The sequence below is a fragment of the Maribellus sediminis genome, from assembly GCF_011799805.1.
Lineage (GTDB): Bacteria > Bacteroidota > Bacteroidia > Bacteroidales > Prolixibacteraceae > Draconibacterium > Draconibacterium sediminis_A.
Genome location: NZ_WXUB01000001.1, coordinates 550,135 through 575,003 on the forward strand (window position 1 = coordinate 550,135; position 24,869 = coordinate 575,003).

The window sequence follows — 24,869 nt, forward strand, 5'->3', positions numbered from 1 at the left end:
ATCCTTCCGTCCTTCATCCCTCAATCCAAAAGTTGGCAATAAGCAAATGGCAGTAGGCAGTATTAATGATATTTGAGCATTAAAGCATTTTTACATTCGCGCATACCAACATCATTCCATCCATCCTTCATTTTTAAGTTTCAGTCTCAGTGAACAGTTTTGTTTGTTGAACCCTAACTTTACAATTTTTCAATTTAGCAGTTTAACATTGAAGCATTCCAACTTCAATCCTTCCGTCCTTCAATCCTTCAATCCAAAAGTTGGCAATAAGCAAATGGCAGCAGGCAGTATTAATGATATTTGAGCATTAAGGCATTCCGAACTTCAGTCCTTCAGTTCATCAATCCTTCCGTCCTTCAAACTCTATTCTTCCAACGACGAACGCGCCTGGTAAATACTGGCGTTCAGTTCGAATCCGATCAACAGGATAAGCGACATGATGTACATCAAAAATAGAATGATTAATACGGTTCCGAGAGATCCGTACAATTTGTTATACTGACTGAAATTATTGATGTAGTAGGTAAATCCTGCGATAGTAACGATGCTTAAGATTGTGGCCAGAGTTCCTCCGGCCGAAATAAACCGCCACTTGGTTTTTTTGGCCGGCGCCATGTAGTATAAAAAGGAATAGGCAAAAAAGAACAGTGACAGCGTTATGATCCATTTTCCGACTGTAAGCAGCAGCAGAATAAAACTGTCGCGCAGGATGTCATTTTCTTCCAGATATTGGATAAAGATCTGCCCTCCCGTAAGTAAAGTAATGGCTACTGTCAGTAGAATAAATAATATAATAAGCAGGTAAATGGCTGTAATTCGTTGGCTGAGCCACGTCCTGCGTTGAATACTGTGTATCGTAGCATCGAAAGCGCTCATCATTGAGGCCAGTCCGTTGGTTGAAAATATAAGCGCCATAAAAAAACCAAACGACAACAAACCGCTATGAGGCACATTCAAAATATCGTCGACTGTAGTTTCAATAATCTGGAAGGTACTTTCGTCAGGGACTATTCCCTTTATCAGCTCAAAAAGTTCATCCTGAAAACCCTCGGCCGGAATAAAAGGTATGATGCGAGGGATGAATGGAATTAATGTAAACAGGAAAATAACAAAAGGGAAAAATGCCATAAAAAAGGAAAAAGCAATGGCCGATGCCCTCGTCGTAATTGAACCGTCAACGATGCTGCGCCAGAAGAAAAGTGCCACGTCGTACAAGGGTACGTCGTCAAAAAAAGGGATGGTTATCTTCTTCGCCCGTTCAACAATTTTTTCGCCCAACTGCTTTAAGCGCTGCAAAGTTTGGTTTTTCCCCATAAATCGGAGGATTACTGTTTTTCAATTCTGAGTTGATGGATGTATTCTTTAGATCCGTCCTTTTTCAGCAAAAAATAAACCCTAAATTCTCCTTTAGTGGTTTTTAGTTGCCCGATCACCGATTTGGCTTCTTTACCACTATTGAATTTAATGGTGAAAGCATTTTCCTTTACTGGTGTAAAACTGCTGAAAAAGCTGGCAACTATTTGTTCGGCCTGGGCCTTGCTGTAAACATTGTCATCATCCATAACCACCAGCTCAACATTCTGATTGAAATATTCAGCCAGCATTTTTGAGTCTCCGGTGTTAAAGCTCGTAATTATGTCGTTGGGCACCTGCGCAAATGAGGTATTTGCCAGAATCGCCACAAACAGAAAGCTTAATATCGATATTTTTTTTAGAATTGACATCGCTGTATATTTTCGGTATAACGTGCTGCATATTATCAAAAACTATGCAAAAAACACGATTATAGCCTTATTTTTACTGTAAATTTATAAAATTATGTGTCAAATGACCGAAACAGCTTATTTCGTTTTGCTAAGTTGCTGCAAAGTTAGGTTCATTTGGTTGATAATGAGAAGGAATAAATTATCTGCAAAGCTTTAATTTGTGGAATGAGCATATAAATTTTGTGTATGAATATTACCTTATTGGTTATTGGTAAAACCGATGCTTCTTACATTCAGGAAGGAATGGATATTTATATCAAGCGCCTGAAACACTATGTGAACTTCAGTGTTGAGGTGATTCCCGATATCAGGAAAGGTAAAAATACCAGCGAAGAGTTGCAAAAAATCAAGGAAGGTGAAATCATTCTTTCGAAATTGGCGGCAGGAAAAGAAATGCACTTGTTCGACGAGCGTGGTAAAAGTTTCAGTTCGAAAGAGTTTGCCAGGTTTATTGAGCAAAAAATGCTGAATAGTGTAAAAGAACTGATTTTTGTAATTGGCGGCCCCTACGGTTTCTCGGAAGAAGTTTATCAAAAAGCACATTCAAAAATATCATTATCAAAATTGACTTTTTCGCATCAAATGGTGCGATTGTTGTGTGTTGAACAAATTTACCGGGCTTTTACCATTTTAAAGGGCGAGCCCTATCACCATGAATAAGGATGTCGAGAATAAATAAATATACTTTTTTGTTTTTGGCGCTCGGAATAATTATTGCCGCAGCTATTATCGAGAATGGGCTGCTAAAAAAACATCCCGAGACCAGTCTTATCCAGGAATTTCAGGCACAGATCATTCACAATGAAAACGAACTGCACCTGCGCCTCGATAAATTTCGCGATCAGCTTTCGAAGGAAGATCTCGATATGGTGATCGAACAGTATTATTCTCAAAAGCTTACACTGGTAAGGGAAACCGGGTTTGGTTTCCTGGTCTACGAAAACAATGAACTGGTTTTCTGGACCGATCGTTCCATAGCTTTTTTTAACTCGCCCGACGAGTTTGAAACCACCGACGGTTTTACAGAACTACGAAATGGCTATTTTTTAATTGATTCGGTACATGTTGATAATTATGCAATATTCGGTCTGCACCGCATAAAGAACAATTACAGTTTCGAAAACAAGTACCTCCAAAACAGGTTCTTCAGTAGTTATAACATCCCCGACGAATACATTATTGAAGCAAAAAAAGACAACGATGCCTATTTGTTGTACAATGGCGAGGGCGAATTTTTGTTCTCGCTATGGCCTTACGGAAAGTACCTCTGTACAACCAAACAACTATATTTTCCGGGATTTTTATACCTGCTTGGGCTAATATTTCTGCTTATTTATTTCCGCCGCGAATTTGTAGACAGGAAAGCACCATTCGGTTTAAAACTGGTTGGACTGGCGGGCGCTCTGTTTATCGTGTACTGGTTTCATTTGTTGTTTATGGTGCCAAAGGTGTTTTTCCACCTCAAGTTTTTTGGCCCCGATTTCTTCGCCATCAACTACTGGATGCCTTCGCTTGGCGACTATGTGCTGCTGTCCTTGTTTTTCCTGTTTTGGATTTACAATTTTTCCATCGATTTGCGCATAAAGGAACTGAAGGAAAGTTCACAACTTCCGGTGCGTGCAATAGTATGGATTTTAATGCTTTTTGCGGCGAGCTTGTTTCTGCTGATACATTTCCTGATCAAAGAATTGATCATAAATTCAACCATCTCTTTTGCGCTTAATAAAATTACTGAGATATCCTTTCAGAGCGTTCTGGGTGTTATTGCTGTAGGTTTGTTGTTGCTCGGGAATATTTTCTTTACCATCAGAATCAATCACGAATCGCGCCGTTTTTTGAAGCTAAGAGAAGTCTTCCTGATGGCAGTGTCGGTCGGTGTGTTTCTGTCCCTTGTTCAATGGATCGTTATCAGGGATTTTTACTACACTGTGCTCATTCTGTTTATTGTGACAACTTTTATGGCGTCGCTGTTCAGTTTAAAATACATTCGAACCTTCACGCTTAGTTACCTTATTATTTTTGTGTCGTTGGTTTCGGTGTATTCGCTTATTGTAATAAACGGAACGATTAAAAAGAAGGAGAAGGCCCAGCAAAAGTTATTTGCAGTTTCCCTTGTTACCGAACGCGATCCTGCGGCGGAAGTTTTTCTGGCCGAAATTCAGTACCGTATTCTTAACGACCCGGCCATTCAGAGTTTGTTACTACAGGGCGAAGATGTAGAAGAATACATAGCACAATCGTATTTTAATACCTATTTTCGGAAATATAACCTGAGCATTTTTGTGTGTTCGGAGGCCGATAGCCTGATAGTAGAACCCGATGAAGTAAAGGTTCCCTGTATTCCATTTATGAATGAAATGATCGAAAACCAGGGAGTACCGATTTCGGGGACCAATTTTTATTTCATGGATAATATGAACGGCAGGATTTCTTATACCGGCCGCTTGTTTATTCAGCTAACACCTGAAGGCAAAGGCGAATTTCTTTTTATTGATCTCGATTCGGAACTCTTATTCGAAGGGATTGGCTTCCCCGAGTTGCTGATTGATAAATCGATGACGCGCTCGGAAACCTACCGTAAATTCAGCTATGCCAAATATTATGGCGGAGAACTTACCGATAAGTTTGGCGATTACAATTACAACTTCAACGGACATCCCTACCTTACTTCCGATAAGGAATTTAATTTTATAAAACAGGATAATTACGAGCACCTCGTTTACCATACACAGGATTATAATTTTGTGGTGGTTACCCGCGAATTACTCTCGTTTGGCGACTACCTTATTGCTTTTCCCTACCTGTTTGTATTTTACCTTGTAATGTTGATGTTGATTTTGCTAATCGGGAACAGTGCAGTAAGGGAGAAAAGTTTCCAGATCGACTTGAAGTTCAGGATTCAGGCCGCCATTATTTCCATTGTTTTTGTTTCGTTACTGGTAGTGGCACTTGTTACCATTTTTTACAATGTGCGGGAATATCGCTCGAAGCACGAAGAGGACCTGAATGAAAAAATGAAATCGATTTCGGAAGAGATTGACATGCGACTGACCAACCGGCGCGAAATCACCCCTGAAATGGAGGTGGACCTGCAATCTGAGCTGTCAAAATTGTCGAATATATTTCGAACCGATATCAACATTTACAATACAGCCGGTAATCTTATTGCTTCATCACGTGCCGAGATTTTCGAACGTGGTCTGGTATCAACCCGAATAAATGCAAAGGCATATTTCGAAATGTTTCAGAATTTTAAGATAAGTTATTTTCAACCCGAAAATATTGGACAGTTGTCGTATCTCTCGGCGTACCGGCCAATCATAAACAACTGGGGCGATTATCTTGGATTTATAAACCTGCCTTATTTTATCAAACAGGATACGTACAGCCAGGAGATTTCAACTTATATTGTGGCTTTTATCAATTTGTATGTACTGCTGTTTCTGGCCAGCATTATTGCTGCCGTATTTATCGCCAACCAAATTACGCGACCTCTGGTGCTCATTCAGCAGAACCTGCAAAAAATGCAGCTTGGTAAACGGAACGAACCCATTCATTATACCCGGAAAGACGAGATTGGCAGCCTGGTGCAAGAGTACAATAAAAAGGTGGAAGAACTTGCCGTTAGCGCCGAGTTGCTGGCTCGATCCGAGCGGGAATCGGCCTGGCGTGAAATGGCCAAGCAGATTGCACACGAAATTAAGAATCCGCTGACACCGATGAAACTAAATATTCAGTATCTGCAGCGGTCAAAAGGGAAAGACGAAGAATACAATAAATACCTCGACAGGGTTACCAATACCTTGATCGAGCAAATTGACAACCTATCGAATATCGCCACTGAATTCTCGAATTTTGCTAAGATTCCAAGGGCCACAAATCAGATATTTGTGCTGGCCGAACAACTGGAACGCACAATCAATCTTTATACAAGTTACAATCAGGCTAAATTTATTTTCGAATTGAATGAGTGCGAAAAGGTGGAGGTGAACGCGGATAAAGAACAATTGTCGCGGGCCATCATCAACCTGATAAAAAACGCCATCCAGTCGGTTCCTGAAAAGCAACAGGCGGTAATTACAATTGAACTCACACGAAAAGAAGAAAATGTGGTTATTGCAGTTTCCGACAATGGTAGTGGTATTCCGGTAGAGCTCAGGCATAAACTGTTTACCCCAAGTTTTACTACTAAAACCAGCGGTATGGGACTGGGACTGGCAATTGTAAAAAATATTGTGGAGAATTTTGCCGGCAAGGTATGGTTTGAGACCGAGTTAGATAAAGGAACTACTTTTTATATTGAGATGCCGATATACCACGAAGAGGGCAAATCGAAAGAAAGCAGAAAACAAAACAGAATAGGATAAGACAGATGGTACCACTTTCATTTCAGGAAATAGCAGCAAGGTTAAAAACAATTGAATTTCCACCAATCGACCTGGTTATTGGAATTGGTTCGGGAGGTGTGCCGGCAGCCACCATGCTCGCCTATCATTTAGAAGCCGAACTCGAGGTTATTACCCTAAACTACCGTGATGAACAAAATAATCCACGTTACGAGGCTCCCAAAATATTGAATCAACCTACTATGCAGCTCAACGGAAAAAAGATTCTTTTGGTTGACGATGTCTCGGTGAGTGGAAAAACGATGAATGCCGCTCTGGAATTGCTTCAAGGGTTCAATGTTAAAACCTGTGCCATGAAAGGAAACGCCGATTTTGTACTTTTCCCTGAAATTAAAGATTGCGTAAAGTGGCCCTGGAAACCTTAATGGATGTTCCCTGAAATGTTAATTTCATTTCGAGGTGTTTATCATTTAACTATTTTATGATATTTCGGTGCCGGGAATTTCTTAAATTAGAGCTTTGCAAATGAACGGCTTAGCTTTAAAATCAAAAAGAACGTAATCGGAACAACAAATCGCATAACTGTTTTTGGGGCCCTGGTTCTTATCAGCGTCCTCTTTTCCCCTTTTAAGAATATGGCCCAGGAAAGCGATTCCACGCAAACAAGACCAAAAATTGGCCTGGTTTTAAGTGGGGGCGGAGCGAAGGGATTTGCCCATATCGGTGTAATAAATGTACTCGAAGAAATTGGTATAACTCCTGATATCATTACCGGTACAAGCATGGGGAGTATCATAGGTGGACTTTATGCGGTTGGCTACTCGGGCGAGGAACTGACCGAAATTAACCAAACAGCTAACTGGGGGCAGCTACTCAACGACAATGTGAGCCTGAGCAAAGTAGCCATGCAGGAAAAAAGAGAAACCCGGAAATACATTGTTGAGTTTCCTTTTAAAGAAAAAAAGGTGGATCTTCCGATTGGATTGATTGAGGGCCACAACCTGGAAGGACGGTTTTCAGAATTATTCTGGCCTCTTTCAGAAGAACAGAATTTCGACAGCCTGCCGATTCCTTTTCATTGTATGGCCGTTGATGTAGTTTCGGGTAAAGTAATTGAACACCGTTCGGGAGACCTCGTAACTGCTATCCGCTCGAGTATGGCCATTCCTACGGTATTTGCACCCGTAAAAATGGATTCTATGCTTTTGGTAGATGGTGGTGTAGCACGAAATTTTCCGGTGCAGGAAGCATTGGATATGGGAGCCGATATCATTATTGGCGTTTACGTTGGTTTTCAGGAAAATGTAAATGCTGAAGATTTGGAATCGATGACAGCGGTATTATCACGTGCTGTGGCTTTGTCGGGAATTGTTGACGCCAGGGAACAATTCGATAACGTTGATGTTCTGATCATTCCGAAACTTGGCAAGTATACTTCAAGCGATTTTGTAAAAGGGCCTGAAATCGAAAAACTTGGGGAGGTGGCCGCCCGTGAAATGTACGCCGAACTTAGATCCTTAGCCGACAGCCTGCATCTTAGCTTACATCCTCCTAAAAAAATCGATCAGCCGCATAAAATTCTGATCACCGGAATTGAAGTAAAAAACCTAAGAAATATTGATGACGATTACATCATATCAAAGTCGGGTATCGAAAAAGGAGATTCATTGTCTTATGCCGATATAAAAGAGGCTATTGAATACATGCACGGTTCGCCCGATTTAAGAAAACTAACCTATTCGTTGGAAAGAGATGAAGAAAATGAAGGTTATATTCTTGTGTTCAATGTTACCGAGAATCCTCGGGCGATGGTGAAATATGCTGCCCGCTACGACGATGATCTTGGTGTTGGTTTGATCAGCAATATTACCCTGCGAAATGTAATTGTGCCTTCTTCGCGTTTTCTTTTTACACTGAACATTTCAGAGAACCCGGAGCTGAGAATGGACCTGAACAAACTGGTGGGAAAGAAGCAGCATTTTTACGATCATTTCTATTATAACGGTTACCGCTACGAGCTACCCTTATACAACACTGGCGATCAGCTGGGGCATTATAAAATCAACAACCTTGAATTCGGATATGGCATTCATTACACACCGGGACTGAACCACCAGATTGGTGTTGATGGCTTTTACAAACGAAACAGTATCAAACCTCAGCCCGACCTGCAAAATATTTACGATCAGGCGGGTTTTGGGAAGCACCGTACGCGCGATTGGGGCTATGCGGTTTTTTATAATGTAAATACCACCGATGACCTGTATTTCCCGAAAAGAGGCATCAACTTTAAAATCTTGTTCACGCATGCCCTTTCATCCAAATCGGTTCTCGAGAACAAACTACATGGCGACGATTTTGATTATTTCGTGAAAGAACGCCAGGATCCCTTTGCCACACTTTTGATCGATCATAACTGGTATAAGTCGTTTGGTGCGGTTACTTACAACTTTGGTATAAGCAGCGGATTGAATACCGATGATCCGGGAGTTACCGGGAATTTCGTGTTGGGAGGAGATAGTTACAGGTACAGAAACAATTACCGCAACTTTGCCGGTTTTAATATGGCTGAAATTTATACACCAAATTTCTTTCTTGCCAAATCAACATTGAACATCGAAGTGTTTAAGGACATTTATCTTTCAGGAACCGTGAATGTTGGCAATATTGGCGATTCAATTGAAGACCTTTACAATGTAATTATTGATAATGCATTCCCCGAATACATTTGGGGCTACAATGCAGGAATTCGATACGATTCATTTATCGGTCCAATCCAATTGCTGATGGCCGGTAATAATCAGGATTCAAAAACACGTTTTCAGATAAGTGTAGGTTATCCGTTTTAATTTTTGATGATCGTGGGACGCATTTCTGTGAGTGAAACTCGTTTAGAGTTTTTATAGTCAACAGATTCTATTATTTTTACTCCCCTTCAATAAAAGTGAAAGTATTAACCAACTAAAATTATAAGGATGAAAACCAGAAGAAGTTTTCTTAAAATTTCAGCAGCAGGGGCGGTTGGAGCAATGGCTCTGGGCCCAATGGCATGTACTTCTGCAGCTGTCGATAAAAAAAGTTTTGGCGTTGGTCTGCAATTGTATACCATTCGCGATGCCATAGCAAATGATTTGCAGGGTTCGTTAAAAAAAGTATCAGACCTTGGATATAGAAACCTTGAGATGGCTTCGTATGCCGATGGAAAATTCTATGGTATGGCACCAAAAGAATTCAGGAAATTGGTGGAAGATCTCGGTATGAAAATCGTGAGTAGCCACACCAGTGTGGAAGCTGAAGGGATAACAGCTGCAAGTGCGCAGAAACTGGCAGATGCTCATGCCGAAATCGGTGTTGAATTTTGTGTTCAGCCATGGATCGAAGAAAAAGACAGGAACGTTGAAACTTACAAACGAATGATTGCCGATTGGAATAAAGTAGGTGAGATCATGAAAAATGTGGGCATTCAGTTTGGGTATCACAACCATAATTTCGAGTTCTTGCCAACCGACGGAATAGTACCTTATTACGATGTCTTTATGAAAGAAATGGATGCAGATCTGATTACTATGGAGCTGGATTGTTACTGGGCAACAAAAGCTGGCCAGGACCCGGTTGAAATGTTCAATAAATATCCGGGACGCTTCCGCTTGCTCCATTTTAAAGACATGTCGAAAGAAGTGGCAGAGCCATTTTATACTGTAGATAAAGACGATATCACAGCAGTTGGTGCCGGACTTATCGATTACAAACGCATTTACGATGCCCGCGAAACCGCCGGTTTGAAGTACTTCTTTGTTGAAGACGACAACCAGGGAAATGGTTTCCCATTTGAAGGCATTCAAACCAGTATCGATAATTTAACCGGAAAAATTCTGGTGTAATTAATAACGATTAGGAAAATACGGCAGCCGGATTTCTTAAAGAGTCCGGCTTTTTTTATTCAGATTGGATATAGTTTTTTAGAAATCAGATACTTTTTAATTTTTAGTGAGCGGCCGAATTAATAATTTGTTATTTTTACAATAAGTTGAATTCAGAATATGAACTAAAACTAAATTTGGGACAATTAAGCTCAAATATTTTGATCTTAATGTTGTAAATACAATATCTTTGGCCTCGATTGTTGATAGGCTTAGTAAAAGTGCTCTGCAAGCAGAATATGCCTAGGCTGAACACAATTGAGTGATTAGAGATTAGAAAATAAACATAGAACAGGAACCTTTCCTGTAAACTATTAAACCTGACAACTAATAAATACAAACCATTTCATGAAGTTTGGATTTTTTGACGATGCCAATCGTGAGTATGTAATTACAAATCCGGCGACACCCTGGCCCTGGATTAATTACCTGGGGAATACCGATTTTTTTTCATTGATTTCAAATACAGCGGGAGGCTATTCCTTTTTCAAGGATGCAAAATTCAGAAGGATTACCCGTTACCGATACAATAACGTGCCAATGGATGAAGGTGGCCGGTACTTCTACATAAAGGAAGGAGATACCATTTGGTCGCCGGGCTGGAAGCCTTGTAAAACACCACTCGATGTGTATGAATGTCGGCATGGTATGAATTATACCAAAATAAAAGGTGAAAAGGACGGACTCACCGCTGAGGCATTGTTTTTTGTTCCCTTAAATACACACGCCGAAGTTCAGAAATTGTCACTGACCAATAATTCTGAAAGCACTAAAAAATTCAAACTTTTCTCGTTTGCAGAATGGGCACTTTGGAATGCGGCCACCGACATGGAGAACTTTCAGCGAAATTTTTCTACCGGCGAAGTTGAGGTGGATGGTTCGGTGCTGTACCACAAAACCGAATACAAAGAACGACGCGATCATTATGCCTACTATTCAGTAAATACCGAAATAAACGGTTTCGATACCGATCGTGAAACGTTTATGGGACTGTACAATGGTTTTCACGAACCGCAGGCAGTTCTCGATGGCGCTTCGAAACAAAGTGTGGCACACGGTTGGTCTCCCATTGCATCACACTATCTCGAAATTGAACTTCAACCCGGCGAAACCAAAGATTTGGTGTTTGTTCTGGGTTATGTTGAAAATAAAGAAGACGAGAAGTGGGAATCAAAAGGTGTCATCAACAAAACAAAGGCAAAAGCCACCATCGCAAATTTTGATACTGCCGAAAAGGTTGATGCAGCCTTAGCAGAATTGAAAGCATACTGGGATGATTTATTAAGTGTTTACACTCTCGATTCGGGCGACGAAAAGCTTGACCGGATGGTGAATATCTGGAACCAGTACCAGTGTATGATCACCTTTAACTTCTCGCGTTCAGCTTCATTTTTCGAAAGTGGAATCGGCCGTGGAATGGGTTTCCGCGATTCCAACCAGGATTTGGTTGGATTTGTGCATCAGATTCCGGAACGTGCCCGCGAACGCATCATTGATATTGCATCAACACAATTCCCCGACGGCGGCTGTTATCACCAGTACCAACCGCTCACAAAACGCGGGAACAACGATATTGGAGGCGGTTTTAACGACGACCCTATGTGGCTGATCCTTGGAGTTGTAAGCTACATAAAAGAAACAGGCGATTTCAGTATTCTGGATGAATTGGTTCCGTTTGATAACGACGAGAGCCTGGCAAAAACCATGTTCAATCACCTTACCGTTTCGTTCGATCATGTGGTAAATAATCTTGGCCCTCACGGACTTCCTCTAATAGGAAGAGCAGACTGGAATGACTGCCTCAACCTGAATTGCTTTTCAAACGATCCGAATGAATCGTTTCAAACTACAGAGAATAAAACCGAAGGTTCGAAAGCTGAGTCGCTGATGATTGCCGGTTTGTTTGTGGTTTACGGTAGCGATTATGTGGAACTTTGTGAAAAGGTTGGCAAGCAGGAAGAAGCTAAACGTGCCCGTAAGCATGTGAAAAATATGGTGGAAGCCGTGAAACAACACGGTTGGGATGGCGAATGGTTCCTGCGAGCCTACGATTATTTTGGCAACAAAATAGGAAGTAACGACAACGAAGAAGGTAAGATATTTATCGAATCGAATGGCTGGTGTACCATGGCCGGAATTGGTCTGGAAGAAGGAATGGTTGAAAAAGCACTTGATTCGGTAAAGGAACGATTGGACTGTGAATACGGTATTGTCTTGAATAACCCGGCATTTACGAAATACTACATCGAATACGGCGAGATTTCCAGTTATCCGGCGGGTTACAAGGAAAATGCGGGCATTTTCTGCCACAACAATCCGTGGATAATGATCGGAGAAACAGTGCTTGGACGTGGTGATCAGGCCTGGGAATATTACAAAAAGATTTGCCCGGCTTATCTTGAAGATATCAGCGATCTGCACAAAACAGAGCCTTACGTTTACTCACAAATGATTGCCGGAAAGGATGCCGCTAAACCGGGCGAAGCTAAGAACTCGTGGCTCACGGGTACCGCTGCATGGAACTACCTTACCATTACGCAACATATTCTTGGTATCCGCACACACTACGATGGATTGATCATCGATCCTTGTATCCCGGTCGGCTGGAAAGAATTTAAAGTAACACGTAAATTCCGTGGTGCCAGCTTCGAAATAGAGGTGAGCAATCCGGAAGGCGTGAGCAAGGGAGTTAAACAACTATTTATGAACGATCAAGCAATTGAGGGGAGTATGATTCCGGTAATGCCGGAGGGGAAATATAGGGTGAAGGTGATTCTTGGAACATCAACTTAAAGCCAAATAAAATGCCTAATCTTAAACCTGTAACTTATCTATTTATCGTACTGCTGTTTGTTCAGTACGCGTGTTCGGATTCTGCCATTGAAAAGCAAAAAATTTCTGAAGATATTCTGATCAACCAAATCGGTTACCCGACTGCTGCTCAAAAATTGGCACTGTTAAGAATCGATGCCGATGAATTTGCAATTAAAAACAGCGAGCAGGAAACAGTATTTACCGGGAAAACCGGTGCATGGAAATACTGGAAACTTTCAGGAGATTCGGTACGTGTAGCTGATTTTTCTGAGTTTAAAGCACCCGGAGAATATACCATCTGTGTGAATGATTCGCTTTGTTCTTATCCGTTTAAGATCGAAAATGAAGTTTACAACAATTTAGCCGACGCCGTTTTAAAGTCATACTATTACGCCCGTTGTGGAGTTGATATTGATTCAACATACGGTGGGAAATGGCATTGGAAAGCAGGGCATCCCGATACGCAGGTAATGATACACGCTTCTGCAGCCGATAATAACCGTCCCGAAGGAACCATCATTTCTTCTCCCGGAGGTTGGTACGATGCCGGCGATTACGGGAAATATGTGGTGAACAGTGGAATTAGTACCTATACTTTGTTGCTGAGTTGTGAATTAAACAAGAAGTTTCATCAAACACAAAATCTAAATATTCCGGAATCGGGAAACGAACTGCCTGATATTCTGGATGAAGCCCTGGTAAACCTGAAATGGATGATGACCATGCAGGACCCGAACGACGGAGGCGTGTACCATAAACTCACCACCAAAAATTTTACAGGTTTTGTAGCTCCGTCCGAAACTTCGGAACAACGATACGTGGTGCAGAAAAGCACCGCAGCTGCGCTTGATTTTGCGGCAACCATGGCACATGCTTCGCGGCTTGTAGCCAAATATGGAATGGATGAACTTTCAGCCGAAATGAAACAAGGTGCTGAAAAAGCCTGGATTTGGGCGCTTCGTAATCCGGATGTTCTTTATAAACAACCTGCTGATGTTTCTACCGGTGCTTATGGCGACCGTTCGCTCACCGATGAATGGTATTGGGCTGCTGCCGAATTATACCTGAACGACACTCACAACAGAAGCTATCTCGACGCCATGCTCGATCATTGGAAAAAACCGGAAACACCAACCTGGAATAGCGTGAATACACTGGGAGTTATTTCGCTTTTAACTTCGGATGAACGCGAAAAATTTCCGGCAGTTGAGGCCGGTTTTCTGGCGCATGTTGACCAGCTTTTAGCGAAAGAAAAGCAGGCACCTTATTCGGTAAGTATCAATAAGTTTGCGTGGGGAAGCAACTCGGATGTTGCTAATGATGGGATGCTGAAGCTGATTGCCTGGCAGCTTACCAGGGATGAAAAATATGTTGCATCGGCACAGAACGATCTCGATTATATTTTAGGAAGAAATGCTACAGGATTTTCGTTTGTTACCGGTTTTGGCCCAAAATCCACGCGGAATCCACATAATCGGATCATGTCTTCCGATGGCGTTGACGATCCAATTCCCGGTTACCTGGCCGGTGGCCCCAACCTGGCGGTTTTGACTGATTGCGACCCGAAAGAAGTGAAGAGAAGCCCGTATCCTGCAGCTTCTTATGTTGATGTAGAATGTAGCTATTCTACAAACGAAACGGCAATAAACTGGAATGCCCCGTTGGTATTCCTGGTTTCAGGTTTAGATTATTTCTATGTGAAATGAGCAAGTAAATAAATTATACAAAAATTGAGATTCATAATTCAAGCGAATTCCATACGATACAATTAAAATAATCTGTTTTAATCGTATGAAATTATAGTGCAAAGCACATTACCAAAAACGATTTGAGCCTGTCAGTCGGGAGATTGTCAGGCTTTTTCTTTTTTGTTTTGCATTCAAAGTTCTACTTTACTCATGAGTGTCAATGAGAGCGGAGTGGAATCGTAATTGGCATTACTTTGCCGATTCTCACTTTTCGAGAAAGCTGATAAATTTTTTCATGGTATTTATCTCAGGTTCACGGGCACAGGCTGATGATATCCATGTTTTTAATTCTTTGCCCGGCTTACTTACCAGTAAAAACTGTGATCCATCATCAACAGTTTGTACAAAATCATCAGGATTATATTTTATTGCTGCTCCAAGCGCAACAATTTCGGCAGCTACATCTTCCGGATGAACTCCCCATGCGGCAATCAAACCGTCTTTTTTATAAATTTCTTCGCCTTTGTGGTAGTTTATTCCGGTTACAAACTGAACAGGCTCATCGCTTAATGCAAAAGCCTCAACTTTGGCGTTTCTTTCACCTGAATAAACGGTAACTCGTACCAGTACATCCACTTTGCGTCCCATATAAGGCACATCTTCCGAAAGCATTTCCATGTACGAACAGGTCGGTTCGTTAACAACACGCGCGGTACGGTTCGAAACAGGATTCAGCTTTACCGGTTTTTCGCCATCCCAAAGCCAGACGCCGCCAAGTCCAACAGTCGATCCTACCTTGTAATAATCGGCTCCCCAACCTGCTTTTTGGTCTTCTGCGCTTGGGTACCACTTCTTTTCATGGAGTTCAAGCTGTGGCTTTGCTTTCGAATAAACATCGATTGCTGCTTTTTCGCTAAAGTAAATACGCAAGGCCATCCATTCGTTTTCAACAGCAGGACCGTGGTGCCCGATGGTATTGTACAGATCGCCCGATTCGGCACTGATTTCCGTCTGTTGAATACTGTCGGAACGCATAAATAAGCTTACATCGGTTTTATTTTGAGCTTGGATTTGCAGTACCTGAAATGCGGCAATTACAAATAGTGATAGTCTGTTTATCATGTTCAGATTTTTTGGTTTGAAATTATTTGTTCAGTTCTACGGCAGCCAAAATAAGTGGACCAACGCCTTTCGAATCGTTCACCACCTTTTTTTCGGTAATGTAATAATTGTAGTCGGCTTCACGATACGGATTTCCACCTAATCCGCAACTTCCAACCGTATTGTTAAGGTTAGGGTAACCATCGTCGCCTTCGGTAACCAGGTTTTTGATGAGGCTGTCGAAACAAGTGTTGGCAGTTTCGAGGTAGTTCTGATCGAGCAATTCCATTTTAGCACCTTTAGCAAACGCGTAAATGATCATGGCTGAACCGGATGCTTCGAGGTAATTTCCTTCGCGGCCACCCATGTCGAGCACCTGGTACCACAATCCGGTTTCCGGATCCTGAACCTTAATGAGTGCGGTACTCAGGTCATTCAGAATCCTGATCAGCTTAGCACGTTCAGGATGATTTTCAGGAAGGTATTCGAGTACATCAACCAGTGCCATCATGTACCAACCTGTACCACGGCTCCAGAAATGTTTGCTTTGTCCGGTTTCGGGCTGGCACCAGCGTTCCTGTTTGCTTTCGTCCCAGGCATGATATACCAGACCGGTTGCTGAATCGAGCGTGTGTTTATAGACTTCTTCCAATTGGAAAGTTGCCTCGTCGTACCATTCAGGCTGATCGAAAACCGTGGCGTAACGCACAAGGAAAGGTTCAGCCATGTACAAGCCGTCGAGCCACATCTGGTACGGATAGATTTTTTTATGCCAGAATCCGCCCGAGTTGGTGCGTGGCTGTCCTTCCATTTGGTTAACCAGCGTTTCAATTCCCAACTTATATTTTTCGTCGCCGTAATCTTCGTACAACGAGATCATACAATTTCCCGGGCGCACCCGGTCGATATTGTAATCCGATGTTTTATATGTGTCGATTTTTCCGTCGTCATGCAAAAAATAATCAATGTAATCCTTCATATACTTACCGTATTTAGGATCCACTTTTCGCAGCGAGTAAATCGCATCTGCGAGCAGGCTGAAATCGTACTCGAATTTTGGTTCGTCACGCATGTAATAGATTAAACTATCAGCGCGGTGCATGGTAGCATCGGCAAAACGGGTTGCCCAGTACAACTCTTTTGAGTCGTTTGTTTGTTGTTGTGGAGTGCAGCTAAATAACAGCGCAAGAATGAATAGTGAAAATGTAGCTTTCATCTGTTTTATTGATTTGTATACAAAACTAAATAACCTGTGATTGTAGTAACAGTTTATTTGTATCAATTAGCGTGACGATTTTCCCAAGCATGCTTATTGTATGTGAAAATCAGCCTTATCTATCAGAAACAGTATTGGTGGTTCTCTTTTTCTTGAGCTACGAAGAAGGGCTCGGTGTATAAATTCTTAACATAACAACCATGGTTAATATCCATTATAACTTTAACTTGTGGCCCAAATTCGTGATCCGTTTATTGAAAATGGAGTCAGAAAGCTGAAATGAAATAAAACCGATAATGATGAGAAAGTTACTGTTTGGCCTTTTGCTGATTGTTGTTTCCGGAACTGTTTATTCGCAGGAATGCCAGATAAGCGCCGACCTTGGTTCGTTTCATAGGGCCGACTGGACAAAGCAAAAATTTAACCGACAAATTAGCTGGTATCAACTGAAATCGAGGGAATTATTCGGTGAACCTCAAAGCATAAATGTACTCAGGATCGATCTTAAAAAACACCGATACGAGGTGTCGATGGTTTATTCCGACTCCACCCTTATTCTTTTAAGCGATATGGCTGATGAGCAAAATGCACTGGCAGCAATCAACGGCACATTTTTCGATACAAAAAACGGCGGTTCAGTTTTGTTTCTGAAAGTAGACGATGAAATTATTACACATCCAAATCCGAATGCAAAAGCGTTTATTAGTGAAGCGGCATTCGTTGTCGGCGATTCTGCGCGTGTTGTGGAATTTCCGAAAAACGATTGGCAAAACTGGCACCGTAACTACGAAGATATTATGGTTTCGGGTCCACTACTTGTAAAAAACGGAATACTCGTTGAACCGGACACCGTTGTCTTCAACACCACCAAACATCCGCGCTCAGCTATCGGGATAACTTCGGATTATGAACTCTTAATGGTTGCGGCTGATGGCAGACATGAACACAAGGCTGCAGGACTTTCCATTAAAGAACTCGGTATTTTAATGCAAGCACTCGGTTGCAAGGAGGCTATGAATCTGGATGGCGGCGGATCGACCACACTTTGGTTGAAAAAGGAAGGGGTTGTGAATTATCCTTCCGACAATAAAAAGTTTGACCACGAAGGAGCACGTGCCATTGCCAATGGTATTGTAGTGTTTATGAACTAACATTTATGAGATTGATTCGAGGTTTTTTCGAATAAAAAAAGCCTTGTAATTATTACAAGGCATTCCTGAAATTTGTTGACCTGCCAGGGCTCGAACCTGGACTCTTCTGATCCAGAGTCATAATATTACTTCTTATTTTGTTTAATTGATTTTCCTATAATACTTGATATGTCTCAGCATTTGCGGTGCTTATAGGTAATAACAGTAACAGCTTATTTTAGTTTTTCTGACATATTATTGTGCAAATATTGTGCAAATTTATATTTTTGCACAAAACATATTCAGCATGGAAACCACCGTATCGATTCTTCTGGACACCCGCAGATCAAAATCTGATGAAACTTACCCAATAAAATTAAGAGTATATTCTCCTTTATTGCAAAAGGCAAAAATATATTCAGCAGGGGTCAGCATGACAAAACAACAATTCGAGAGCGTATGGTTAACCGAACGTCCCCGAAAAATTCATCAGGACGATAGGGACTTTCTGGATGAGATTCGAATTAATGCTGTGAACGCTGCGAAAAATACCGATCCGTTTTCATTTGAAGTATTTGAAAAGAAACTCAGGAGACGTAAAGGTGATGGAAAGAATGTTATCTATCACTACAAACAGCGGATAAAGCACTACCTAGAACTCGAACAACATTCTACTGCCGATTCATATAGATTAAGCTTACAATCGATACTGAAATACATCGAATCGCAAAAGGGGAGCATCCCAAACCAAGTTTCATTCAACTCGGTTACGCCAACGTTTTTGCAGAAGTATGAATTCTACATGGTTAAATCAGGCAAAAGTGAAACGACTGTAGGCATATACCTACGAAACCTCAGAGCGGTATTTAATCATGCTATCAGGGAGGGTGAGGTATCCGAAGACCTCTACCCGTTCGGAAAGCGAAAATACGAAATCCCTCAAGGGCGTGCTGTAAAAAAAGCCTTAAGCAAAAATCAGATAAAAGCACTCTGGCACGCCAAGCCATTAACACCGCAGCAGCAAAAAGCAAAAGACTTCTGGTTTTTCAGCTTCATCTGCAACGGTATCAACATGAAAGATATCTGCCTACTGAAATACGAAAACTTAAAGGGTGATACGATTGAATTTAAGAGAGCGAAAACAAGGCAGACATCCAAAAAGAACATCACTACAATCGTGATCCATCTTACTGATTATGCAAAATCGGTTATCGAGAAATACGGCAACGAGAATAGGGAAGCTGACCAATACATATTCCCGATATTGACTGAATCCACTCCTCCAATAGAAGTCAGACCAATAGTCATTAATTTTACACGGATTATCAATCTACACATCAAACTCTTGGCAAAAGCTAACAACTTGCCCGAGGAAATCTCCACATACTGGGCAAGGCATTCGTTTGCTACTTTAGCCATCCAGGGCGGTGCGAACATGGAATTTGTAAAGGAAGCGTTCGGACACCAGAATATTACTACTACCCAGAACTACTTTGCTGGCTTCGAGGATGAAGCAAAAAAAAGTATTGTCGAGAATTTGCTAAATTTTAAATAGCTATTATTTTATTTTTGCCCAAAAATTTACTGGTTTTTGAACATGACAAAAGTAAAAAAGGTAAAAACGGCATTAGAAGCATTTGCTCCAATCATTTCCAGATTGCACACAATTGAACAAAATAGGATGTGGCATGGAATAGTGCATTTCGATAACATAAGTAAAGCAACGAAATTTATTGTTTCTCAACTTGATAATTTTAGTTATTCTCAAATAAAACAGGTTGCAGAAAAATTACTCAGCAAAACCACAGCGAATTTAGTTCATCTTGGAAAAACTGAAGCCACAAAAGATGAAATTAAACTGATAAACAAAATGCGCTCAGGATCAAAGCCTAACAAATGGGTGCCAGTTTTTCAAGAACTCATCGTGTATCGTGACTTTCTGCAAGACATAATCAATAAAACAACTGCTTTATTGGCATTTGAGGAAGATTTTTCAGTTCAACCAGAACAAGAACGCATAACGGAAGAATTCCAATCCTCAGGGAAAATAGATTCAGAGCAGTCCCCTAAAAACAATGACATATCCAATGAAATAGGTAGAAGTCAACATGATTTCATTCCGAAAGATTTGAAATTTAGACCAGGATGGAAAGGCAATTTTTTACCCGAACATATTCGAAACGAAAGATATTTTATGGAATTTGAGAAAAAGCTATTCGAGAATGGGTTTATCGATTCCGACTACAATCTGATTGGGGAGAAAAAACAGTTGGCAGGTATTTACCGAATCCTGATTAACCTTAACTACTTTAAATTGGATGGTCGAATTAAAATTACGAGGATCGACATTCGAAATTTTCTCGACAACAGATATCAAACCCATACTTCAGATCAGTTTAAACCATCAGACCTCACCGAAGAGTTTTTATACAAACTCAGCATCAAAAATCCTTGGTTAGAAAAGCTGCTAAAGCTCTAATCCCGTTTTTTTCCTTTTTAATCCCGCCTCAAATCCCGCCTCCAAAAGCTCAAAGCGTAGATTATCAGCCCAATACCCCTCCGTGTCAAATGCGGGATTGCTACTTTCACAACCTTTCCTTCATTTTTGCCTCAGACACCATCGAAACGGTGTAGGCTACCTGCAGGAGCTTTGATCATAGTGATAATTTTAAAACGCTTCAAAGATGAAGAAAAATTACAGGGGGCTGCAACCTAAAACGCAGCAGGAGGGTGAACAAGAAAAGAAGCAATGGGATGAAAAAACATTGAACTCCCGAGCGGAGATTAATGTACTCGAATCGCACACACCCAAACAGCAAGTTGCGGAGAAGACTCTGGATACCCAAACGCAGATCGTATTACACCAGCTGTCACAATTAAAGCAGATGATCACGGAGCATAGCCTTTGCACTAAGGATGTTTTGACCATGCCAGAGGCAGCAAAGTACCTATCCCTATCGGAAGGCTACCTGTACCAGTTGATCAGTAAGGGAGTAATACCACACTACAAACCGAATGGGAAGAAGCTGTATTTCAGCCGACAGGAACTGGATAACTGGGTGCTGAGTAACAAACAGCAGTCGAGAGACGAAATTCGTCAGAGTGCAGAAGACTTTTTGGTAACTGGTAAAAGGACGTAGTATGGAGTTTAGTTTTTACACCCGCCCAATAAGCAACACTCTACCTCAGAGGTCGGTAACGCTCAGCGAGACATTCGAATGGATCACCAGTGACAAGTACGAATTCGTAACAAGGCGTATCCGTGTGGCATCCACAAAAGAGATACGGCAGAAACTCAAAACCAGCATCCTCGATTACGTAACGTTCTCAGGTGAGTTTGAATGGCGCAACAACAACGAACTGAAAACACACTCAGGATTGATGGTGTTCGATTTCGATGATCTGGATGATGTTGAAGAAGTACGGCAAACGCTACTTAACGACCCCAGTATTGAAACAGCACTACTGTTCCGCTCCCCGTCAGGGAATGGACTGAAATGGGTAGTCCCCATTGATCTGGATAGTGCAACACATCAGGAATGGTTCGAGGGCATAGCCAACTACTTGAAAGCGACTCATGGTCTTGGAGTTGATCCATCGGGGAAGGATGTTGCCAGAGCCTGCTTCCTGTGCCATGATCCGAATGCATATTTAAATCCAAAATTCAGTAAATAATATGAGTGAAGTAAAAGAAAAGTGCTTCAATCCACATGATTGGCGGGAATCGAAGCAACTGCCCTTAGTGGAGGATACTCCACCTGTAAAGCTGGAGCAATCCGAACCCAGTCCAGAACTCATTGCCAATATCGAACAGGTCGTGAAAGCGATTGAGGATAATAAGCTGGACATAACGACTACCTACCCTAAATGGCGAGGGGTAGGTTTTGGACTGGCAGACTCTTGTGGTGAATCAGGACGCAAATATTACCATCGGATCAGTAAGCAATATCCAGAGTACGATGAGGACGAATGCGATCTTCAATATGACAGGTGCTTAAAGGCAGACGGAACTGGTGATAAAATTAAAATAGCAACACTATTCTACCTTGCAAAAGAAGCGGGAATAGGTGTATCGAATTCTGAAGACAGCGACCATTTGTCCCCTTTACCAAGGTTGTCAAAAATAGTCTACGATCGAGTGCCAGGTTTCTTTCATCAGGTAGTAAAGGTCGGAACGAATGATGCTGAACGTGATATTCTTTTGATTGGAGCATTGGCTACAATTAGTGCTGTTCTGCCAAATGTTCGTGGAATATATGATAGCAGGAACGTCTACGCCAATCTCTATGCGTTCGTGATGGGGAAGCCTGGGTCTGGGAAATCGAAGCTTGATCCTTGTAGAAAGCTCGTGAAGGCGATCCAGGATCATTACAACGAGTTGCATGAGCAGGAATATGCAAAGTATCAGGCTAAAATGGCTATGTACAAAGCTCAAAAAAAAGATGATCCGTCTTTAATTCCACCCGTTAAGCCGAAAAAGAAGCTGATTATCCTGCCAGCAAATAATACTGCACCAGGTATGTTTGATTTGGTTAACAACAATGGCGGATGGGGGCTAATTTTTGAAACCGAGGCTGATGCGCTTGCTAATGCGTTTAGAAACAAAGATTTTGGAAGTATTAATGATTTTTTACGAAAAGCGTTTCAGCATGAAACCGCTAGTTCATATCGAAAATCCGAGCAAGAACTTTTTGAGATTGAAGAGCCGAAATTATCAGTAGTGTTGTCGGGAACACCTCAACAGGTACTGAACCTAATTCCGAATGCGGAGAATGGTCTGTTCAGTCGGTTTGGGTTCTACAGCACACCCTCTAACAATAGATGGAAAGATGTTTTTCGGGAATTTAAGGGGACTACTTTGGATGATCATTTTCAGATGTTGGGTGAACGGTTGCTGGTGCTTTATACCGCACTACTGCAATCATCAGGCATTTTATTTGAACTTACAGAAGAACAGCAAGGAATGTTTAATCAGCGATATGATCGCTTGCAAAATCAGAATGCGACCCTTTTGGGAGATCACTTTGATTCGGTGGTAAAGCGAATGGGACTGATCGTATTCCGTATTGCCATGATATTTACGGTAATCCGAAACATGGACAGTATCACGAACAGCGAATCCTTGGTGTGCAACGATGATGACTTTAACAACGCTATGGCTATCGGGGAGGTGTTACTGGAACACTCGAAGCACGCTTTTCGGGGACTGAAGGAAACACCTATTGTGAAGCAGTTGCCAAATCACAAGGAAAGGTTTTATAATGCTTTACCTGAGGAATTTGACTTCCAGACGTACTCTGAAATAGCAGAAAAGATTGGCTTAAATCCGAAAACAGTTCAAAAGTATGTACGTGAATTTTGCAACAAAGGACTTGTTCAAAAAATCGGTCATAACCAATACAAAAAAAATATATGATACAAATTTTACAGACAAAACTCAAAATCCGCAGAATCTGCTAAATCCGCAGAATCCGCAACTAAGTATTTTAAAAACATGGAAAACGAACAATCATTAACAACAGGATTACTAAACAACTTAAAAGAAGAAATTATGAACGAAAAGAAAGTAAACAACAAACTACGCTACACTGGAAGTAGGGAACAGATGAAAGCCGTAAGTGCTTACCTGAGGAAAATGGGAGGCATCAAAAAACAGCGTACTCAATTTAGTCTGATAAAAGGTAGTATACCACCTGAAGGCTTGAAACCTAAACGTAGCGTTGCTGTTGATTTAGCTTTGAAAGTTCTATTCGACTACAGATCGCTTGGCGGAAGTTATTCAATGCGAGATGCACGGAACTTCTTTACAGCATTGCCAAGGCAAGAGCAGGAAGAGTGCTTATTGCAAGCCATTGATTCCTTCCATACAAAAAATAGAACAGGGTTTGCAGATTTGGATCAGTGGAGTGGATATACGGGATACGAATATTCTCAACCACCACAGGGGTATATCGAGATTGAGTTCGCCAGTCAGTTAACATCTAGCCTTGATCTTATCCTGAATTTAAGTAAGGAGTTCCCAACGCTATCATTTCATTACGATTGCAGCAATGAAAAAATTGATAGGATGTGGAATATTGAAGGTGGTGAAATTGTTCGTGAATTTGAATTTTTATTTGATGAGTAGATGCTTGGGAGTGTCAGTCAAATGGCACTCCTCTTCTCCAGAAAGGATTGCATTCAGCAGTGGTGAGAAAACTGACGTTAAACCCTTTTACAATTGATTATTAATAAATAAAATATTTTATATGAGTACTTTTTATAGCAACACTTTGAAGATTGTAGGTAGTGATAAACAAGTTTCCGAAGTACGCAAGTTTATTGCTGGAACTGGAGATACTGAATTTATCGACTTCAACAACATTGATCCCATGCCAAAAGAGTTGAAGCTGGAAACCATTAGTGGGCATGAAAGCATGGCTATCCAATTACTTTGGGGGCAAAACAGTTCATACAGGAATGAATCCATCGAAAAGATTCAGTTACTGTTCAGCGGACTGGGTACACAGGAGCAGCAACGTGCTATTGATATTGCCTTTGAGTATAAGAATTACAAGGAGGAATATGGTAGTGGTACACAAATGGAATGGATTCGACAAAGTTGGGGGACAATCTGGAGTGAAAGTTATTCGCAACGGCTTCTGAATAAAGACGAAATCCAGTTTGAAACGAAAAATGCTTCTGGAAAAGTAATAGTAGACAAACTGAGTCAACGATTCCCTGATACTGAGTTGAGATTGCAATATTGGAACGAGCAGGATTATTCGGGTGAATATGTTTTTAAGAATGGACTGATAAAAGAAACGGAAGTCTGGGAAATGCATCCGTAGTAGATAAGAAGCGAAATTAATCGGGTATGGAGGCTGGTTCTTGAACGACATCGAATCA

19 protein-coding genes are annotated in these 24,869 nt (G+C 41.3%); 15 read left to right on the forward strand and 4 right to left on the reverse strand.

Features of this window, described 5'->3' with window-relative positions:
* Nucleotides 1–363 precede the first annotated feature (363 nt).
* Nucleotides 364–1,314: a YihY/virulence factor BrkB family protein gene (locus tag HFD85_RS02045; protein ID WP_167604944.1), complete on the reverse strand. Its 951-nt coding sequence runs from the start codon at nucleotides 1,312–1,314 to the stop codon at nucleotides 364–366.
* Between the two features lie 11 nt (nucleotides 1,315–1,325).
* The gene (locus HFD85_RS02050; RefSeq protein WP_167604945.1) at nucleotides 1,326–1,724 is read right to left on the reverse strand and encodes a DUF4783 domain-containing protein; all 399 of its coding nucleotides are present in this window, start codon (nucleotides 1,722–1,724) and stop codon (nucleotides 1,326–1,328) included.
* Between the two features lie 228 nt (nucleotides 1,725–1,952).
* Between HFD85_RS02050 and rlmH the strand changes: the two genes are divergently transcribed.
* The 7 genes from rlmH (at nucleotide 1,953) to HFD85_RS02085 (ending at nucleotide 14,552) form a co-directional block, all read left to right on the forward strand.
* Nucleotides 1,953–2,426, forward strand: coding sequence for a 23S rRNA (pseudouridine(1915)-N(3))-methyltransferase RlmH (rlmH, locus tag HFD85_RS02055; protein ID WP_167604946.1), 474 nt, complete (start codon nucleotides 1,953–1,955; stop codon nucleotides 2,424–2,426).
* A 2-nt stretch (nucleotides 2,427–2,428) separates the two neighbouring features.
* Complete coding sequence (locus tag HFD85_RS02060; protein WP_167604947.1) at nucleotides 2,429–6,133, forward strand: sensor histidine kinase; 3,705 nt, start codon at nucleotides 2,429–2,431, stop codon at nucleotides 6,131–6,133.
* 5 nt (nucleotides 6,134–6,138) lie between these two features.
* Entirely contained in the window at nucleotides 6,139–6,537 is a 399-nt protein-coding gene (locus tag HFD85_RS02065; RefSeq protein WP_167604948.1) for a phosphoribosyltransferase, read from the forward strand.
* A 210-nt stretch (nucleotides 6,538–6,747) separates the two neighbouring features.
* Nucleotides 6,748–8,961 (forward strand): patatin-like phospholipase family protein, encoded by a 2,214-nt coding sequence (locus HFD85_RS02070; RefSeq protein ID WP_167604949.1) that lies wholly within the window; start codon nucleotides 6,748–6,750, stop codon nucleotides 8,959–8,961.
* 126 nt (nucleotides 8,962–9,087) lie between these two features.
* Nucleotides 9,088–9,993: a TIM barrel protein gene (locus HFD85_RS02075; RefSeq protein ID WP_167604950.1), complete on the forward strand. Its 906-nt coding sequence runs from the start codon at nucleotides 9,088–9,090 to the stop codon at nucleotides 9,991–9,993.
* 387 nt (nucleotides 9,994–10,380) lie between these two features.
* On the forward strand, nucleotides 10,381–12,825 hold the full coding sequence (locus HFD85_RS02080; RefSeq protein WP_167604951.1) for a glycoside hydrolase family 94 protein: 2,445 nt from the start codon (nucleotides 10,381–10,383) through the stop codon (nucleotides 12,823–12,825).
* An 11-nt stretch (nucleotides 12,826–12,836) separates the two neighbouring features.
* The gene (locus HFD85_RS02085; RefSeq protein ID WP_167604952.1) at nucleotides 12,837–14,552 is read left to right on the forward strand and encodes a glycoside hydrolase family 9 protein; all 1,716 of its coding nucleotides are present in this window, start codon (nucleotides 12,837–12,839) and stop codon (nucleotides 14,550–14,552) included.
* 246 nt (nucleotides 14,553–14,798) lie between these two features.
* Here the strand turns inward: HFD85_RS02085 and HFD85_RS02090 are convergent, their stop codons facing one another.
* Both HFD85_RS02090 and HFD85_RS02095 read right to left on the reverse strand, forming a co-directional pair.
* The gene (locus tag HFD85_RS02090) at nucleotides 14,799–15,656 is read right to left on the reverse strand and encodes a DUF4861 family protein (RefSeq protein WP_167604953.1); all 858 of its coding nucleotides are present in this window, start codon (nucleotides 15,654–15,656) and stop codon (nucleotides 14,799–14,801) included.
* Nucleotides 15,657–15,678: 22 nt separating this feature from the next.
* Nucleotides 15,679–16,851 carry a glycoside hydrolase family 88/105 protein gene (locus tag HFD85_RS02095; RefSeq protein WP_167604954.1) on the reverse strand — a complete coding sequence of 391 codons (1,173 nt, stop codon included), beginning with the start codon at nucleotides 16,849–16,851 and terminating at the stop codon, nucleotides 15,679–15,681.
* Nucleotides 16,852–17,150: 299 nt separating this feature from the next.
* On the opposite strand from HFD85_RS02095, the gene HFD85_RS02100 reads away from it, so the two are divergent.
* The 8 genes from HFD85_RS02100 (at nucleotide 17,151) to HFD85_RS02135 (ending at nucleotide 24,811) form a co-directional block, all read left to right on the forward strand.
* On the forward strand, nucleotides 17,151–18,002 hold the full coding sequence (locus tag HFD85_RS02100) for a phosphodiester glycosidase family protein (protein WP_167604955.1): 852 nt from the start codon (nucleotides 17,151–17,153) through the stop codon (nucleotides 18,000–18,002).
* A gap of 286 nt (nucleotides 18,003–18,288) precedes the next feature.
* Entirely contained in the window at nucleotides 18,289–19,536 is a 1,248-nt protein-coding gene (locus tag HFD85_RS02105; RefSeq protein ID WP_167604956.1) for a tyrosine-type recombinase/integrase, read from the forward strand.
* A 42-nt stretch (nucleotides 19,537–19,578) separates the two neighbouring features.
* The gene (locus HFD85_RS02110; protein WP_167604957.1) at nucleotides 19,579–20,460 is read left to right on the forward strand and encodes a hypothetical protein; all 882 of its coding nucleotides are present in this window, start codon (nucleotides 19,579–19,581) and stop codon (nucleotides 20,458–20,460) included.
* A gap of 205 nt (nucleotides 20,461–20,665) precedes the next feature.
* Entirely contained in the window at nucleotides 20,666–21,121 is a 456-nt protein-coding gene (locus tag HFD85_RS02115) for a helix-turn-helix domain-containing protein (protein ID WP_167604958.1), read from the forward strand.
* 1 nt (nucleotide 21,122) lies between these two features.
* Nucleotides 21,123–21,656, forward strand: coding sequence for a BT4734/BF3469 family protein (locus HFD85_RS02120; RefSeq protein ID WP_167604959.1), 534 nt, complete (start codon nucleotides 21,123–21,125; stop codon nucleotides 21,654–21,656).
* A 1-nt stretch (nucleotide 21,657) separates the two neighbouring features.
* The gene (locus HFD85_RS02125) at nucleotides 21,658–23,397 is read left to right on the forward strand and encodes a DUF3987 domain-containing protein (protein WP_167604960.1); all 1,740 of its coding nucleotides are present in this window, start codon (nucleotides 21,658–21,660) and stop codon (nucleotides 23,395–23,397) included.
* A gap of 78 nt (nucleotides 23,398–23,475) precedes the next feature.
* Entirely contained in the window at nucleotides 23,476–24,108 is a 633-nt protein-coding gene (locus tag HFD85_RS02130) for a hypothetical protein (protein WP_167604961.1), read from the forward strand.
* Between the two features lie 121 nt (nucleotides 24,109–24,229).
* Nucleotides 24,230–24,811, forward strand: a complete 582-nt coding sequence (locus tag HFD85_RS02135; protein WP_167604962.1) for a DUF1281 family ferredoxin-like fold protein — start codon at nucleotides 24,230–24,232, stop codon at nucleotides 24,809–24,811.
* The last annotated feature ends 58 nt before the right edge of the window (nucleotides 24,812–24,869 follow it).